This is a genomic window from Lentzea kristufekii (assembly GCF_033949925.1).
In the GTDB taxonomy this organism is placed as follows: Bacteria; Actinomycetota; Actinomycetes; order Mycobacteriales; family Pseudonocardiaceae; genus Lentzea; species Lentzea kristufekii.
Window position 1 is genome coordinate 98,634 of record NZ_JAXAVV010000001.1, and the last position, 16,605, is coordinate 115,238.

General features: G+C 58.8%; 14 protein-coding genes. 5 read left to right on the plus strand and 9 right to left on the minus strand.

The genetic code is table 11. The annotated features are described in order from the left end of the window. Positions 1-53 precede the first annotated feature (53 nt). Positions 54-491, plus strand: coding sequence for an HdeD family acid-resistance protein (locus tag SK571_RS00520; RefSeq protein ID WP_319982033.1), 438 nt, complete (start codon positions 54-56; stop codon positions 489-491). A gap of 38 nt (positions 492-529) precedes the next feature. Beyond that, on the plus strand, positions 530-1,060 hold the full coding sequence (locus tag SK571_RS00525; RefSeq protein WP_319982034.1) for a hypothetical protein: 531 nt from the start codon (positions 530-532) through the stop codon (positions 1,058-1,060). On the opposite strand, the gene SK571_RS00530 is transcribed toward SK571_RS00525, so the two are convergent. The 8 genes from SK571_RS00530 to SK571_RS00565 form a co-directional block, all read right to left on the minus strand. Next, positions 1,057-2,148: a helix-turn-helix transcriptional regulator gene (locus tag SK571_RS00530; RefSeq protein ID WP_319982035.1), complete on the minus strand. Its 1,092-nt coding sequence runs from the start codon at positions 2,146-2,148 to the stop codon at positions 1,057-1,059. The two genes, SK571_RS00525 and SK571_RS00530, sit on opposite strands and share 4 nt — an antisense overlap. A gap of 987 nt (positions 2,149-3,135) precedes the next feature. Further along, positions 3,136-3,759 (minus strand): HNH endonuclease family protein, encoded by a 624-nt coding sequence (locus tag SK571_RS00535; protein ID WP_319982036.1) that lies wholly within the window; start codon positions 3,757-3,759, stop codon positions 3,136-3,138. Beyond that, positions 3,759-4,154, minus strand: a complete 396-nt coding sequence (locus SK571_RS00540) for a hypothetical protein (protein ID WP_319982037.1) — start codon at positions 4,152-4,154, stop codon at positions 3,759-3,761. The genes SK571_RS00535 and SK571_RS00540 overlap by 1 nt, the downstream gene beginning before the upstream one ends. Positions 4,155-4,846: 692 nt before the next feature. Beyond that, positions 4,847-5,197 (minus strand): hypothetical protein, encoded by a 351-nt coding sequence (locus tag SK571_RS00545; protein ID WP_319982038.1) that lies wholly within the window; start codon positions 5,195-5,197, stop codon positions 4,847-4,849. Positions 5,198-6,052: 855 nt separating this feature from the next. Next, positions 6,053-6,259, minus strand: a complete 207-nt coding sequence (locus SK571_RS00550; protein WP_319982039.1) for a hypothetical protein — start codon at positions 6,257-6,259, stop codon at positions 6,053-6,055. A 1,569-nt stretch (positions 6,260-7,828) separates the two neighbouring features. Next, the gene (locus SK571_RS00555; protein WP_319982040.1) at positions 7,829-8,659 is read right to left on the minus strand and encodes a hypothetical protein; all 831 of its coding nucleotides are present in this window, start codon (positions 8,657-8,659) and stop codon (positions 7,829-7,831) included. 2,588 nt (positions 8,660-11,247) lie between these two features. Next, positions 11,248-12,024: a DUF2637 domain-containing protein gene (locus SK571_RS00560; protein ID WP_319982041.1), complete on the minus strand. Its 777-nt coding sequence runs from the start codon at positions 12,022-12,024 to the stop codon at positions 11,248-11,250. Further along, positions 12,021-13,670: a recombinase family protein gene (locus tag SK571_RS00565; protein ID WP_319982042.1), complete on the minus strand. Its 1,650-nt coding sequence runs from the start codon at positions 13,668-13,670 to the stop codon at positions 12,021-12,023. Before SK571_RS00565 ends, SK571_RS00560 begins: the two co-directional genes overlap by 4 nt. A 69-nt stretch (positions 13,671-13,739) precedes the next feature. On the opposite strand from SK571_RS00565, the gene SK571_RS00570 reads away from it, so the two are divergent. Continuing rightward, a complete protein-coding gene (locus SK571_RS00570) occupies positions 13,740-13,946 on the plus strand; it encodes a DUF308 domain-containing protein (RefSeq protein WP_319982043.1) in 207 nt (68 codons plus the stop codon). Here the strand turns inward: SK571_RS00570 and SK571_RS00575 are convergent. Next, positions 13,888-15,057, minus strand: a complete 1,170-nt coding sequence (locus SK571_RS00575; RefSeq protein WP_319982044.1) for a glycosyltransferase 87 family protein — start codon at positions 15,055-15,057, stop codon at positions 13,888-13,890. The two genes, SK571_RS00570 and SK571_RS00575, sit on opposite strands and share 59 nt — an antisense overlap. A 156-nt stretch (positions 15,058-15,213) precedes the next feature. On the opposite strand from SK571_RS00575, the gene SK571_RS00580 reads away from it, so the two are divergent. Then, a complete protein-coding gene (locus SK571_RS00580) occupies positions 15,214-15,798 on the plus strand; it encodes a DNA-binding protein (protein ID WP_319982045.1) in 585 nt (194 codons plus the stop codon). Positions 15,799-15,826: 28 nt separating this feature from the next. Continuing rightward, entirely contained in the window at positions 15,827-16,483 is a 657-nt protein-coding gene (locus tag SK571_RS00585; protein ID WP_030466547.1) for an RES family NAD+ phosphorylase, read from the plus strand. Positions 16,484-16,605 lie beyond the last annotated feature (122 nt).

A 16,605-nucleotide genomic window follows, 5' to 3' on the forward strand; every position in this document is an offset into this window, starting at 1 on the left:
GGACGAGGGTCTCAGGTTGCCGACCCCGGCGACAGCCGAGACGATCTCAGACCATGCAACGCTGGTGGCTCTTCACGGTGCGCGGAGTGTTCGCTGTCCTGTTCGGGCTGGCCGCCCTCGTCTGGCCCGGCCTCACCCTGCTCGCGCTGATCATCCTGTGGGGCGCCTACGCGCTCTTCGACGGCGCGATGATGCTGTACCTGACGCTGACCCACAAGGAGTGGCCCGCACGCTGGGCACTCGGTCTGATCGGCGTGCTCGGCCTGGTCACGGGCTTGATCGCGTTGTTCTGGCCGGGGATCACCGCGACGGCGCTGCTGCTGCTCATCGCGGTGTGGGCGCTCGTCGCCGGCGTGCTGCAGATCGTCGACGCCATCCGCCTACAGATGTTTACGGTTTTCACAACCGAGCGTACCCCACAGATGATCAGGTCAGTAGCAGGTGGGGCACACAGGCTTCTACCAGCAACGATGGTGATCATGCGCCCGTGACGTACACGCTCGACTGACCCAAGCCCTAGCCTGCCGACATGGTTCCTGTGTGGGTCGCTGTCCTCGGCATCGTTGGCACGTTGGCTGCGGCTGTTCTGACTCAGATCCTCACCAACCGGCGTGAGTTCCAGCGTGATCAGCTCAAGTGGGCGCAAGAGCGTCAGCAGCGTGTCTTGGATCAACAGACAGCGCTCTTGGCTGAGTCGCTGACTGCGATCACTCGGTGGTTTGACCAGCTCCATACGACCAATGAGCACATGAGCGACCCGCACGAACGCAAGGGTCGTCCTCAACTGCTTCCCGAACTTGAAGAAGCGGCCATGAGTGCAGTGGCCTCAGTGAAGCTTCTGTGTTCGGATGATGCGATCCGAGCGGCCGATCTCGCGGTGTCCTCGTTGTTGTTGATGTCTTACAACATCGACCGTGCCTGGGACGACAACGAAGCAGGCATTGATGCCTCAGTACACGTTTTGGACATCGACAACCTACGTACGGTTTACCGGGCCGAGTTGGCGCGTCTGGCCGCTGAACCTGTTGTGCTGCCTAAGAAAGCGCTCAAGGCTGACTAGACCAGGGCCTCAACCAGGCGTAGACGATCGTTGGTTCGAGTCGAGGGCATCCGTGACGCGTAATCCTTTACCCGGCTCAGGGTTTGCCTTGCTGCATCTACGTTTCCGGTCCGCGCGTAGCTCTCTGCGAGCCACGAGAGGTAGAGCGCCACTTCACGCGAGTGCTCCACCGGGTATGACGCAACTGCCTTAGACAGCAAGGGTTCTGCCTTGCCGGGGTCGCCGATCTCGATCAGGCACCTACCCGCCATGACGTCGATTTCGGCTCTGTTGAGCCAATAAACCCACTCAGGCTCGTCGATGCCGGGTGACCGTTGCTCGTAGGCGTCGTCTACCTGGTCCAGCGCTCTCCTGGTCCCCTCAGTGTCTCCGGCCTTAGCGCTAGCCCAAGCCACACGTTCCAAGAGCAGCGCACGAACCACGGGCGTTGCACCATGAGCCCCCTTGACTGCGGTACGTGCCAGCAGAGCGGCATCACGAGGATTGCCGACATTCGAGATCTGGTAACTCAGAGTCGAGAACAGTTGTGCTGCAAGGGGTTCGTTGGCTGCCTGCTGCGCTGCGGACACACCAGAGAGGTAGACCCGCTGTGCTTCTGCGTACCTACCGGCATCACTGGCCACCCACCCGGCGAGTTGAGCTAGCTCTCCGTTGGTGGTGAACAGTCGCCTGCCTACGTGCTCAGGGTAGGAACCGTTGTGTAGCAAGGACTCTGACTCGCTCAGTTCCTTCTGAATGGCTGGCAGTAGGTCAGAACTACCCACAACGTCGTCTAGGTGCCTCAGCTCGATCACACGGGCTTCAAGCTTCTCGGCTAGGTCCTCGCCCACCCTGCGACCCGAACGGCTCTGTATGGCCGCAGGAGAGTCCGAAACGAGCCACTCATGGGCACGGCGTACGGGGTCACTGCCGATGGGGACCGACAGGGCCTGTTCATAGGCCGTGATGACCTCAGGCAGGGCCGGACGCTTCCCGTTCTCGATCAGGCTCAGGTACGGCTTGCTGTAGTGGGTGAGCTGAGACATCCGGGACAGGCTGAGTCCGGCCGCCGTGCGAGCGGCCTTGAGAGCGTCGCTCAGCTCCGTCACGCGGACTCCCGTTGTCAACCTTTGTAAACGCTTTGATCAGCATAAACGACCTGGTCACGGGATAGACATACCCGCAGGGCGGTCCGGCACTGCTGATACCTGATCGGACGACAGGTCAGGTTCTCCCCCGACCGGTGTCGGACTGCCTCCCAACGTGAGCGATAGCGGGAGGTGACACGTGTCGGTGGTCGTGGTGCTCAGGCAGGCCGGAACTGATCCAGTACGGCTCACGCCGGAAGTAGAACCGGGCGTCAACCCGATGCTGGTCATTGATGCCATGCGGAACCTTGCTCAAGAGGTCAGAGACGTAGAGCGCATAACCCGGATCGTTCGGTTCAGAGTGTCTCGACTTGAGGATCAGGCAAGGGCAACCCGGTACCCCGAGAATGCTGCACGACACCAGGCACGTGCGGACGCCTACCGCTGTTGGCTCTTTCATCTTGAGCTGATGACGTCATGACCTCATTCAACGGAGTTGAACGAGTGAGTGTCACCGTTAGAGGTGACACGTGAGCGGCGAAGACATTGTGTTCTGGATTCTCGGAACCACTGCGGTGTTCGTGGTCGGGTACGTCCTGTGGCCGGTTGTGAGAGAAAGCCGTCTTGCCTACCAACTATGGGTATGGATGTGGAAGCGTAGGCAATAGTGGGCAGTTGGATGGCCAGAAAGACGGACAAGTGCGTCTGTCTTTGTGGGTGTGACAATGACGCGATGAACGACCAAGAGGACGTCTGTTCTACTTGCTTCAACGGGAATTGCTCTAACTAGCGGCAGGCTCGAATGACGCAGTGCATGATCTGCAATGGTGAAGGAAAGACCTACGAGGATGACGGGGAGACCGTTGAAGGCACATGCCCTGTTTGCCGGGGGAGTGGCAACCTGTAACCGATGAGGCTCTCAGATCGATTCTAAGCCATTCAAGTCCTGTCCCCTAGGGTTTCTATGCCCTAGGGGATTTCTCATGTCTACGTTCATTTCAGAGGCCTTTACGGTGTGCTCTCGAATTCTTGGGTAACCGGGACCTCGATTTGGACTAGCCGTAGATTGGCCCTGGTGTTGTTCAGGCGGTCTCCGTCGACGTGCTCAACACGAGTCCCTGCGGGCGGATTCATGATTACGTTGTGCATGAGTTCAGTCGTGTAGCTCCTGCCGTCGCCGTAGATGCGCCTACTAGCCATTGGTGATTGATCTAGGGATGCCTGCCAGTTGAATTGAGCTACAACCGCGTAGTCATCCTCATCAACCAAAGCCACAAGGCCACGACTTAGCGAGATTGAGCAGACCCTGATCTTTACTACCTCAGGTGGAATCCACGGCATGTAGCGGTGCACAGACATTTCATGAACCTCAACCGGTGCACCCAGGGTTGTTGAGAACAACAGAGATAGCCTGATCGGCGATTCAGTGGGTGACTCCCAGATGTCTAGAACCAGCTCGTCCTGAGCCTCATCGAGTGCACCGCTCATACCGGCGTAGTCAGGCTGTGAGTCGAGCCCATGACGTAGATGTTCAATCACCGGGACAAGACTGGCAATCTTCTGATACTTCTGCCCGATATCTGAGTCAACCCTGGTTGCCGCATGACCTAGACGACCCTTTTCCTTAGGCATTACGCACCACTCGCCTTGCGGCTCTGAGCACGAGCAATCATATCGATGACGTTAGGGTCATCAGAAGATGAATCCTTGCCTGTTGGCATCTCGCCGATGATGTCGTGAAGCTTGAGCGTTCGATACAGCGTGTTGACCATGCTTTGCTGCATCCGGATTTCTGTGAACAGCGGATGAATCACAGTCGAGCCCTGAACGCCCTTGATGGTGTAGCGACCATCAGCCTTGAGTTCTGCTTCCATCTCATCAATCCGTGTGAGTGCCTTGCAGATCTGAACGAGAATGGTCCTCTCGTGATCGCTGACAGGAGTCACCTCGTGGACGTGATTCCAAAACTCCGCGGACTTGTCATTGATTCCCTCGGGTGCTTCGGGCACCTCTACGTTCGCGTACACGCGCCTTGCCTCCTAACTGTTCTCGTTAATTTGAAATGCCTTTAAACTTCTCGCGAATGAGCAGCCGCTATACGCACCGAGGCAGAGTAGGCGGGGAGGGGTAACCTCCCCACGCCTTAATGCAGAGGCACGCTCTAATGCCCTCTGTAAGCCACGTACACCCACGTTCTGCCCTCTCCCTACTCCCTGCTTACCCCGCACGCACACAGCCTCACAGCAGGGCTCTCAGGGGCCAATGCTACTAATGCGCCTACGTGCTATTGCTAGTGCGCACCTTTCCACTCTTAGCCATAAGCGCAGTCCTCCACAGGTTTACAGAGTCCACCACTCCCAGCAGTGCGGATAGCTCAGCCATAGAGGCCGTGTCTCCCTTGTCTAAGGCGTTCTCGGATTGAAAGTCCACCTGCCTGCATAGTGCAGAACAGTGCGTGTGTCCGTTAACCGTCGTGTCGGGGCAGGTCTTACGGGCACAGGGCTTTGAGTTCATTCGGCATTCCTCCTTGGATTGGGCATGGGAAAACGCTGGCCCTCAACGGGCACGTACGTACTTTCCGTCTGCATCAACGAAGGCTCACTCAGCCCTGTAGTTAGGGACCTGTGGTAGGAGTGGCAGATTGCAGAGCAGTACAGGCTCATACCCCTTGCCTCACGAGGGCATCCACCCCGCTTGCAATTCTTGCTCTTTGTTGGCTTCACTTCGAGATCCTTTCGAATAGGGTCAGTAGCTTGTGTGCATGGTCTCGGTACTCGTCTGGGTTTGTTCCCTGGAGAAGGTCCCCGAAGGTAAATGCGTTCTTCAGAGGCACGCCTACGTCCATGGCTACGGCTAGCTTTTCGATTCGGGTTAGAGCCCTGTCACGTTCGTCCCTTACGGCTTCTACGTCTGCCCTGAGGCTCTCAATCTGGGGTCCGTAAGTCTGGGTTTGTTCCTCGCGGGCTAGAGCCTCTGCGTTGTCGATACGGTGCTGATATCGGGTCACTTGCTTTCGAGCGTCTGTCACCTCTCGCTCTACGAGTTCTTGGGTGGACACTAGATCGAACATGAGGCCTCCTTCCTGAGGCTCATACGGATGAGGTGTGCATCCTTGTCGAGCACCTTTACATCGTGGATTAGCTCAAGGGCTTGACGAACCGTCTTGGGTTCACCGAACGAGAATGAGTCGAGCATCCATTGCGGTCGTGTTTGCGGCATGTCTGTAGGGGTCAATAGGTCTCCTTAGAGCGGTTGATGAGGGGAAGGCTGGTTGCCAGCAAGGTATGTCGGGGGTTACGTGATCTCAGCAAAGCTGAGCCACTCAGTGCCGTCTTGCGGACGGCACGGTTACGTCACGACAGAACAGAGGCTCATACATGCTCTGACCTGCGGAAACGTCCATGCCGGCCAGGACCCTTTAGTCATTCCGCGGAAGGGTCCCCTGTTAGTCGAGTTGGGGGAGCTGCCAGAGGCAGAGTTACTCAAGTTACTGAACGAACCCCAATTTCCTAAAGTCTCCTCGTGTGGGTGCTCTAGGAAAAAGTTTAGGGAAACGACCCTCGCTTAGTAACTTTAGTAACTCCAATGAGAGCCCTGGTTTAGAACGGGGGTTCGTCGGTCTTAAAGGTGACGCGAATCCACCTGTTCCAGTCGTCTGGAGTCTCAGCAGTCAGGGAGCGTCGGAACTCACTCATGGGTTCGTCTCGAACCACCAGGCTCACGCCGTCTGAGAACGCCTCACAGCGGAGACGATGTGGTTCTGGTGTCATCACCCTGCCCGTAAGGCTCAGAGCCTCTGAGCGGCTCTTGAGGGACACAGAGAACTTGTGTAGACGACAACACCACGGACACGAGCCGATCAGGACGGGGTGAACCTTCATGTCACCCTTGCGGTGATGGGTGAATACCTCGATGTTGATTGCCTTCACGAGACATCCACAGGAACAGTCGGAATGAACGTGGCCCAAATAGTCCAGTCGTCCGGATGGCAGTCGGTGATTGCGAATAGCCCGACCTCTACAAGCTTGGTCATCGACTGAGTGGCTTCCTCAACAGAGGTGCCGTTGAGTTCGGCAAGCTCCTTCATTGAGATGGTCATGTGTGGGTTCGGGTTGGAAGGGTCCTTATGCACGGTGCTCCTTACAGGTTGGGTGAGAAACCCTGTCAGATCTGACAGGGTTTACGAGGGGACGGCTCCATAAAGGTTCTCAAAAGTGAGAACCTTTGTACCCCTTTAGCTTGGTTCCGTTGACCAGTGGATGATCACGCTTCGCGTGCCGCAACCTGCGGTTGCTTGCGTTGACAGGTCAGTGAGTAAGACCGGCCTAAACCGGTCTTCTCTTAGGTCTAAGGATCTTTAGATCTATCATTAGATTATCGTATCCCAATACTGAGAACCTTTAGTGAGAACCTTTAGCGGGTTCTCGCAGGTCAACGGACAGTTTGGGTGATAAACCTTCTCAGAACTGAGAACCTTTATAGTTCCTCATCCTTACCGTGCCACGCGGGCAGGGAGGTCTTGAGAACGAGGGGGTTCCTGTGTCCCCTACCGCCCTTGGCGTTGTCCAGGCGTACGAACAATCCAGCCTCTTGGAGAACCGCTAGGTGACGGCTGAATGTGGAACGACCCATGTTGCACATGTCAGCGACAGTCGGCAAAGGTGCCTTGAATGCCCCACGACCGCCATAACTGTCAGAGCCGTAGTAGAGAGTCGCCAAGCGAACCGCCACCAGCGCTGTAGGCGCGGGGATATCCATCCTGAGAATGGCCATTAGATGATCGTTCTGAGTGAAGACATCTCGGGTAGGCCTGTTCTTGGTCGCTGAACCAGGATGCTTCTGACCCTTGCGAGTTTGCTTCTCTGACCGGACGGGCTTCACATCCGTCTGTGACTGCCCCTGAGGCTGCGAAACCTCTCGGGGGGTCCTAGGACTAGGTACCTGAGCCTTTCGAGGCTCAGCAGGCTTCTCAGGGGCAAAGGGACTACGCACTCGGAGATAGCGGTTTGCGCCGTTGCGTTCTACCTTCCGGGCCTTGACCGCGTCGTCCACCAGCTCCCGCACCGTGTCTAGCTTCGGGTCAACTGGGTTGTCTCCGAATGGATCGAACTCAGGAGGCTCATACCCAGTATCTCCGGATAGTCCTCGGTAGATATCTTCAATACTGACGCCTAGCGGCTTGCCGTCAAGAATCTCTAGTAGGTCGTCAAAGGTGTGCGGTTCAGTCGGAGCGGTCTGGGTTGCATTCATCTGTTGATACCTCTTCTGCGCGGAGTTGCTTGCTGATACGTGCGTTACTGGTTAGAGGGACTAGCTTCTTTCCCTTGGTCCCCCTGACAACCTGGGTTTGCCAACCACCCCACTTATCAGGCGTCGGCTTTGGTGCTGACATAGAGAACACCTCCTTTTCGTTGATTGGGTCACACTGGCGAATAGCCGTGGTCTGGAACATCAGATCTCTCCTTCTGATTTGACATGCCGATTACTGGCCCTGAGTGGCCTGCTAAGCCACTTTCTCTCGTTTGTAGGGTGGTGACACTGATCAGAACCTTTCAGGGCTTCTGAGGGCGTTTAATGCGGTCTAACTCTCGAACCGCAGTCTGTTCTAGGCTTTCCATGTTGTTCGTACTCATCTCTTCCCCTTGCATTGGTAGGGGTAAGGTCCCCGACTTGAGATCGGGGATCTCTCACATTTGTGTTGTTAGGCCAGCATGAAACCGGCTGCGCGGTGAGTTGCCACAGGCTGAGGTGCGGGTGCGTTCTGAATTTCTCCCCTGCGGAACTGAGCCTCAGCAATGGACCTGATCTCAATGCGGTGCCCTGACAGGTGGATGACACCCCACAGGCCCAATCCCTGAATGTGCTTCATTGAATCCATATTCATACGAAGCGTGTTGAATCCCTGCGCAAGAACCTGAGCGTCATAGAAGTTGTCAACGTCGGACAGCATGAATACGAGATCAAGAGCAGAGCTGTACTCGATACCTGCCAAGTCGTGTCCCAGTGGGGTTGCCACCGCCTTGTATGGACGCCATAGAGAATCAAGAACTGGGGCTGCATCCCTGAATGCGCTGATTGCTTCTACCTCAGCCCTAGATGCTCGCATGTAGTTGAAATCGCCCAGCAATGACGACGGAAGCTGAACCTCATTGAGTTGGAAGTCAGTCACAACCTGGTTCATCTTGTCTGTGATGTCTCCAAGGATTCGGCCGTGAGCCGAGTACAGGGCTCCGACAATCCTCTGATTTAGGACCGTATTGACCTTGCCCTCAAACTCACTCTCCGGGCTTTCCTCAGTCCATACCTCGTATGCCTTCTCTAGGCCAGACTCAAAGTCAGAGGCACTGATGCTCAGCAGGCTGTCCAAGGTGTTTTGCTTCTTGGTCTGTCGCTTGTCGCGGAGAATCTGTAGTGAGTTGATTAGCTTTACTTCGTTGGCAAGCTCAGCAGGGACGGTGATTCCTGCGTTTCGGAGCATCTGAACAATGCCCCTGGTTAGTACTGCCTGCGCTTCGGGTGAGCCGATAGTCATTAGTGGTTCCTCTCGATATTTGGACACCAAAAAAGACCAGACGAAGTGCCTGGCCTAAAGGTTCGTGCGTATGTGGTTGTAGTGGTGGTGTCGATCTCTGGCCCAGGGGTACTTACCCCTCAGCCGCAATGTCCTTGCCGCCGTCTCGAATCCACTGCTGCTCTACATTGGCTAGCCTCGCTAGTCGAGCGAGATTGGACTCAGTCGGGACCGACACACCGGTGATCCACTTGTCTAGGGCATACGGCGTTACCCCGATACGGGAGCACTTAGCCAGTCGGCTACCTCCAGGGATGCGAGCAATTGCCGCCTGGATTCCTTGGGCCATCGTCTGTCGTGCTTCGTACTCAAGAAGCTCCGTTTCGTTCATGGTTTCTCCTCGCGTGTGGTGGTAGTGGTGGTGATACTTGGGTACAAATAAAGCAACCCCTGAGTCCAGGAGGGGACTAGGGGAAGTTGATGTGCCGTGTAACTGTGGTGGCATAGATGATGTAGATGTTCGGAACACGATTCTAGTCGCTTTGATGCCGTGAAAGTGGCGCGAATCACAGCAGGCCTACCTTTCGAAACTGCTCATCCCTGAATGCCTTTCGCTTGGCTCGTAGCTCTTGCATCCGTTCCTTTGCCTTGGCGTCGTGAGCTTGCTTCTTAGCCTGCCTGCACAAATCGCACCTATCGGGCCACCTAGCGCCACTGGTCAGCCCTACGCGTGTTCCGTGCTCGATACTGCGACGCGTGGTCACCAGGCACGAGCAATCGACACACCTGCCGTAGTAGACCCTCATCTGTCCTAGCTGCAACACGCATCCCTGCTTGGTCTCCCACGTGTGGAAGTCCCACCCAAACTCTTGCTTGCTGCGGTACCGTCGTAGGTAGTCGAGTTCCTCTCGCTTGTTCATAGTCACGTCCTTTCGTCTTGATTTGAGTGCGCAAAATCCCGGCATGGCGTGGTGCCATCCGGGTAGTCATTGGGATCTGAGGCCGGGGTCCTGTGTGGACCTGCTCCACCGGCGTGCGATCTATTCAGTTATGCAACGGGCCTGGGTCACTCCTGGGGCATGTGCCTGTGTCTCCTTCGTCGTGGTTCACATGGCCCGCGTGCGCTATGTTGCATATGTATTTTTTGGCGGGATCGGACCGCGTACTGTCAAGTTTACTCGTCATTCCTGAGAATACCCTCAGAAATGCCTGAAAAGCGCCTAAGAGTTTCTGCTAATTTGAGTGCATCTGCGCCGTGGCTCGTGATTTGCAAGGTTGTCGCCTGTCAGTGATTGGTACTTCTGCGGTCGCACCGCCGGCGTGGATATTGAAGCAGCTAAGAGGGTTTTTGCAACATTTGCGGACATTCGTGAACTGAGTGATTGGTCCAGCTTGGTCCGGCTGGCAGCGTCACGTGCCTCGACCACCCGCTAAGCGTGATGTTTTTGCAGCTCAGACCGATCAAACTGCCTCGCGCCTACACACGTACGCGTGTGTGTCTCCCGTCAGGGAGACACACACATACCTACTCACTTAACTACTACTCAACTGAGTACATGTAGGTACTAGTAAGAGATCCCCTAAAGGGATCTCAATTAAGTGAGTTGAGTAGGTAAGTGGTAGTTGAGTAGCGCGTGAGACACGCGAACTGGGGAGAGACCTCCCTCAGGGTCGGTCCACGCACCGGCATCACTCGAACTGGTCATCGATGGTCGGGTTGAGTGATCTTGGAGCACTTGGACTTGGGATGTCATCGAAAGTTGTTGCGTGCCAACGGTTTTGCGTGGTCCGCACAGGTCAGAGCTGGTCACCGGAGACCTTCCGAACACCTGCCAGAGTCGTCTCAGGCCGGTACACCTCGACCAGACCAGAGCACAACCCCCCATTTTGGCACCTGAGAGCCACGGAGACGTCTCTGTGGGGTGAGCCTGGTGTCCTCGGGTGGTCCAGCCTGATCGGGGGCTTAGAAGCGATCTGAGGGCTTGTTGTGCTAGGATGCCGACTGCAAGCAAAGTCCTGGGAGGGCGAGACGGGCCGCGAGGCGCGTCTGATTACGTTGCTTGCGGTGCTCCAATGGCTGTCCATGGAAAGGGAAGTCCATGCGACGGGCAGTCACCCGAAGTTGGGGCGCTTGTTTGACCTAGGACGCCTTAGTGCGCAGCAAGACCCACCTACGTCGGGTGGCTAGGACTTCGGGGCTAGTTGCCGGACAGGTGTGTGCTTGTGTCGTGGTCTGCTGTTGCTCAGACGGCACCGTGGTTTGTGCCTCTGTTGTTGCCGCTGATGAGCCGGGTGTCCCGGCATCTCCTTGCGCGCCTTACGTTTGCTGCCGCTGCCAAGCATCCCGATCGACGGGTCACGCTCAAGGTTCAGCGTCGGCTTGGGGCTAGCTACGAGATCACCGTCGGTGGCCCAGAAAGAGACCCTGAGCCGGTGGTTCCTGACGAGGCCTCTGCGCCCGAGCTGCCGCCTGCGGATGATCAGAAGGTTGGGCAGAACGATGACGAGCCCAAGGCATAGAGGAACCCCCGGCGGTGAGGCCGGGGGTTCTGGGGTGTGGCTTATGGTGCCGTTGGTACCCAGGCGGCTAGGCCCCGTCTGGGTGCCGCCTACACAGCGACTAGTTCACGCGTCTGAGTGGACTGCTGAGCCTCTTGGAAGTCCTTACGGATCATCCGTGCCCATCGGTCGGACCTGTCGAACCTGAGTGCCAACTGAGCGGCTGTTGTTTCCGGCTTGTCTGCCAAGTACCTCAGTGCTTCCGCCTTAACGCTTCCGGTCTTAGGTGCCGTGGCAATGGCCGACTTCCGTACTGGTGGGGTTGCCATCGGCAATGGGAGTGCTTCCGGCGTTGCCGCAGTCTCAGGGACTTCCGGTACTACCACCGGTTCGGCAATGACTTCCACTGCCACCGTTTCCGGCAAGACTTCCGCAGTGACTTCCGGCAATGCTGCTACTTCCGTGGCAACTTCGTTGCTCGCTTCCGCTTTCCACATGGAACTGAGCCTGAGTACTTCCTCGAACGACAGGGCTAGGGCAATGGCAGGCCACGCACCAACGATTGCGGCAAGGATGTCTTGACTAGTTCCGGTCAGGCTTCCGACGAACGGTGATGCGATGTTCGCGGCAATCGATGCGGTAAGGCCAACGGCAAGACTCAACTTGGTCATTGCGTGAACTTTCCGGCCCTGCCACTTGGCCACGAAGGCGGAGAGACTGGCGGAAACCAGAAGTCCATCGGCGCTGAGCGGCACAAGCTTGGCAATCCAGTTTTGCTCTCCGGCGGCAACGGCGACCGTGTGCAGGTGGTCGTAAGACACAACACCAGCAACCACGGCAACTACGATGACTGCCGCTACGGCAATCCAAAACAGTGTCTTATTCATGATGATCCCTCCTTTCTGTGTTGTTGGTTGTTCTTGAAGTCTGATGCGTTGACGACGATGTACTTAGGGTTTGGCACTTCCTGTTGCGTTCCGGATGGCTCGATCACCCGTCCGGTCTTCTGGATTTTGCCTGAGAACTCCTCGGTAGTGATAAGGGCGTACGTCCAGTCGTCATCGGACTCGGGTTTGACATAGAACCTGACATCGGCACCCATGAGCAGTGTCCGGCGTTCCTCGGGGGTCATCCGAAAGTAAGCCTGCGTGTACGTCTCGCCGGTTGTTTCCTCAATCCAGGTTGCTGCCCTTTGGGGAAGTGCGGCAAGGATCTGGCGCTGTGACACAAGTGCGGCAATACGTTCTTTGTACTCGTCATCACCACCGGGGTAGTCATAGAAACCCTGGTCTTTCTCCTGACGAACCTCGTTCATTGCCTTGACCACTACTTCAAGCTCTGCCGTGTGATCCTCACCCGGAACAAACGTACGGCGCATGACCGGGATGTCCCTGAGGTGAATGGTCACGGCCTGCTCAAAGTTGGTCATGACGTCGGACTCTTTGAACGAATATCCCTCACACCTAGGCTTACCCGGCTTAGCCAAGCAACGGTAATACGAGTAGGTTCGCCCCTTGGCTACATTGACCAATCGGTATAGACGATCCTGACAACCCCCGCAGTAGGCGATACCCAGCAATGGTGCCGCACCGTGCGAACGTTCTCTAGTACGGGTTCGTCCTTCTAGCCTGACCTGGATTGCATCCCAGTCTTCCTGACTGAAAAGTTCTTTTGCCATTTGGATCGGGAGACCGTCAAGCCCTCGAACAAGTCGAGGTGTGCCCTGATTACGACCTTCTACCTTAAGTCCCATACTGGCAGGAGACCTCAGGATCTTCGAGATAGCCGTCTGATTCCACACATCGGAAATCTCGGTCTTTCGCCGACTTCTGGAGTCAGGTCCTTGGTTGTTGGCAACATGACGGGCAGGAGTCGGGAACCCAGCCTGGGTCATCATGTCAGCGATTTCCCACAGACTCTTTCCGTCAAGTGCCCACTTGCCAGCCTGTTTAACTCCCTCTGCTGACTGCGGATCGATAGCAAGAAGCTTGCCGCCCGTCGGATTCGGGATCACCCTGTACCCGTAAGGAGGCTGACCTCCCGCCCATCGGTTGGTGTACTTGATTCCGCTATGACCATCTAGAGCGCGCTTTTTGAACCTCTGACCCTCCAGTGCCGCGAAGAACGAACCGAGGAACAGGAACAGCTCGCCCATCATTTGGTCATACATGTTGGTGTTGTTGACCCGGCTATAGTCAAGCTTGATCCCGTCATCAACAAAAACCAGGATCTTCCGCTGTTCCTTAATCCACTCTGCGAACATCACTGAGTCCTTGATGGAACGGAACGCACGGTCAATCTTGGTGAAGACGATTGCGTCCCACTCGTGAACCTTGTCAGTGAGCCACGGAGCCAGGTCAGGCCGCTGCCACGGCCCGAACGTGATGGCAGAGACGTCAAGGTCCTCAAAGCTCCCGACCAGGTCCCAGTCTTGCTGCTGGACGTACCGTTGCCCTGTGGCCTGCTGCTCCTGCGGTGATGTCTTGCCTAGCGTCATGACTGAGACGCGAGATCCGACGATGGCTCTCACCACGGCTGTAGTCCTTCCTGGTCAGCCATCTGCACGCGTTGTCAAACTCTAGAGATCCGCCTGCGCAAGGTGATGACGAACGAGTGGTTCTACGTCGTCACCGGCGCGCTGACGGTGCTGCTCGGCGTCATCCTGCTCGTGAACCCGGCCGCGGGCGCGCTGGCGTTCGTGATCACCATCGGCGTGTTCGCGATCCTGTGGGGTGTGGTGCTGGTGCTGTTCAGCCTGCGGTTGAAGCAGCTCGACGGCGGTCTCGCACCACGCGTACCGCGAGCGTGACCAGCACGGCGACCCCGACGAACACGTAAAGGTTGCCGATCACCTGCTGCCACCACGACCAGTCCCGCTCGACGTCGTTGTCGCGCGGGAACAGCCAGTGCGGCCCGATGGCGAACACCGCCACGATCGCCCACGACGCCCAGTGACGGCGCAGCGCAGGCCGTGAGAGCAGCACGAGCGCGGGCGCGATCCACACCCAGTGGTGGCCCCACGACACGGGCGAGATCAGCAGGCCGCCGATCGCCACGACGAAGAACGCCTCGATCTCCCCGAGCTGCGAGGCCAGCCACCACACCGCGGCCACGACCAGCAGCGCCAGCACGAGCCACACGCCGACCTGAGCACCGTTCTCCAGGCCGAAGCGCGCGAGCGTGCCGCGGACGGCCTGGTTCGACGCGTAGGTGAGGCGACCGACGCGGCCTGGATCGAGCAGCGCGTGCGTCCAGTACTCCTTGGCGTCGCCGAACGAGACGAGGAACCCCACCAGGACGAAGAAGAAGAACGACCCGATGGACACGAACACGGGCTTCCACTGCCTGCGCGCCACGAAGAACAACGCGAAGAACGCCGGCGTCAGCTTGATCGCGGCGGCCAGCCCGATCAACGCGCCCCGAGGCCACCAGCGCGTGCGTTCGAGCAGGCAGTCGGCCATCACCAGCAGGCCCAGCAGCAGGTTGATCTGCCCGAACCACAGCGTCTCGCGCAGCGGGTCGAAGATCGACGACACCGCCGCCGCGCCCAGCCCCCACTTCACCGCGTCCGGGCCCCAGCCGACCACTCGTCCCGCCGCGATCAGGCACAGTCCCGTGAGCATCGCGAGGTTCGCCACCGCCACCGCGAAGATCGCGACGCCGAGCGGCACGAGCGCCAGCAGGCTGAACAGCACGGCGGCGATCGGCGGGTACGTGAACGGCAGGTCGGGCCCGCCGAGCGGTTTGGCGAAGCCCTCGGCGTAGAGGGGGATGTCCTTGAGGAACGCCGCGCCGCCGTTGCGGTAGACGCGCAGGTCGAGCGACCACCCCGGTGGGCGGAGCATGACGTAGGTGACTGTGGCGACCATGACGGCGGACCACGCCACCACGACCCGCTTGGCGGTGCGGTCGAGCTGCATCGGGGAATGGTATCGATGTGCCACATGAGGCCCACGTCACCGGTCCGGACCGGGAATTCTCACGTAGCGTCGTCGCGTGAGCGCACAACGTCGATCGTTCCTGCTTAGACCGTTCGTAGGGCGCACAGATGCGCACGCACGGGCTATTCTGTGCGCATGAGTCCAGCCTTGGAGACGGTGCTGGCCAAGGCCGGCCTGCAGGTGAGCCCCGACGAGTTCCTGGCCCTGGTGGCCGACGCGGCACGGAGGCTCGCCCCACCGCACCCGGAACCGGCCACCTACTTCACGCCAGACCAGCAGGCGGCGCTGACCGACGTGGGCCTCGACCTCTCGCCCGCCGGTCCTGCCGACGCCAAGCCACGCACCCGCACGGTCGTGGCCCACGCGGTGCTGCGCGACTCGGCGCTGACCGTGAACGAGGCCGCGCGCCAGCTCCAGGTGGACACCAGCCGCATCCGGCACCGCCTCGGCGTCGGCAGGCTGGTGGGCTGGAAGGACAGGGGCAGCTGGCGCCTGCCCGCGTGGCAGTTCGCGGGCACCGGCGTGCTGCCGGGCCTCGAAACCGTCCTGGCGGACATCCCGCCGGACCAACCGGCACTCGTCGTCGCCGCGTTCATGACCACTCTCCAGGAGGACCTGCTCGTGGACGGCAAGCCCGCGACCCCGCGCGACTGGCTCCTCGCCGGAGGGGACCCGCGCCGAGTCGCCACCCTGGCCTCCACGCTCGGCACACCTGCCTGAGCGTTCCCGAACACCCGACAGGACCCGAATGTCACGGCTTCCGCAGCCGCCTGCCCCTGCCGTGCTCCAAGCGCACCTGCGCCGCACCGAGGACGTGGTGGCGGTGCACCGGGCGACCCGCCTGGTCCGCGTCTTCACCGCGAAGGGCTCCCACCCCCAGCGCTGGAACACGTTCCGCTACACGGGCCCACTCCCCCACGCACGCTTCGACGCGCAACAACCGGCAGACGACGGCAGCCCGGTCCAGGACCACGAGAACGGCGTCCTGTACTTCGGCCTGTCCGTCCGCACGTCGATCGCCGAGGTCTTCCAGGCCACGTCGATCGTGGACCGCCGCACCCGCTCGCCGTTCCTGGTGGTGCTCCGGCCTCGTCGCACCTTGAGGCTGCTGGACCTGGGCGGGCTGTGGCCCACGCGCGTCGGCGCCTCGCAGGAGATCTCCACCGGGCCGAAGCTGGTGACGCAGGCGTGGTCGCGGGCGATCCGGGCGGCCTATCCGGAACTGGACGGGCTCTGGTACCGGTCGTCGATGGACTCCGGTGACCCGGCGATCTGCCTTTGGGACCCGCCCGGGGCTTCCGGGCTGCCGGCGGCGCCGGACGTGTTGCTGCCGCTGGACCATCCGGGACTGGACCTGCCGTTGGCGCGCGTGTGCGAGGAACTCAACTACACGCTGCTGGGGTGATCGCGAGTTATCCACAGGCAGGCAGCTCACTGACCTGCGGCGATCCGTTCTGGACTAGCCTGTGGACAGAGCGGGAACCAGATCGGGGGTTCGCGCGTTGCGACAGGAGGAAGCGCGCGGGG

Excerpts from the sequence above, each read along its gene's own strand:
- SK571_RS00555 (WP_319982040.1), bottom strand. The coding sequence starts at position 8,659 with ATGACTATCGGCTCACCCGAAGCGCAGGCAGTACTAACCAGGGGCATT.
- SK571_RS00520 (WP_319982033.1), top strand. The coding sequence starts at position 54 with ATGCAACGCTGGTGGCTCTTCACGGTGCGCGGAGTGTTCGCTGTCCTG.
- SK571_RS00575 (WP_319982044.1), bottom strand. The coding sequence starts at position 15,057 with ATGCAGCTCGACCGCACCGCCAAGCGGGTCGTGGTGGCGTGGTCCGCC.
- SK571_RS00570 (WP_319982043.1), top strand. The coding sequence starts at position 13,740 with ATGACGAACGAGTGGTTCTACGTCGTCACCGGCGCGCTGACGGTGCTG.
- SK571_RS00560 (WP_319982041.1), bottom strand. The coding sequence starts at position 12,024 with ATGAATAAGACACTGTTTTGGATTGCCGTAGCGGCAGTCATCGTAGTT.
- SK571_RS00545 (WP_319982038.1), bottom strand. The coding sequence starts at position 5,197 with ATGTTCGATCTAGTGTCCACCCAAGAACTCGTAGAGCGAGAGGTGACA.
- SK571_RS00585 (WP_030466547.1), top strand. The coding sequence starts at position 15,827 with ATGTCACGGCTTCCGCAGCCGCCTGCCCCTGCCGTGCTCCAAGCGCAC.
- SK571_RS00580 (WP_319982045.1), top strand. The coding sequence starts at position 15,214 with ATGAGTCCAGCCTTGGAGACGGTGCTGGCCAAGGCCGGCCTGCAGGTG.
- SK571_RS00525 (WP_319982034.1), top strand. The coding sequence starts at position 530 with ATGGTTCCTGTGTGGGTCGCTGTCCTCGGCATCGTTGGCACGTTGGCT.
- SK571_RS00535 (WP_319982036.1), bottom strand. The coding sequence starts at position 3,759 with ATGCCTAAGGAAAAGGGTCGTCTAGGTCATGCGGCAACCAGGGTTGAC.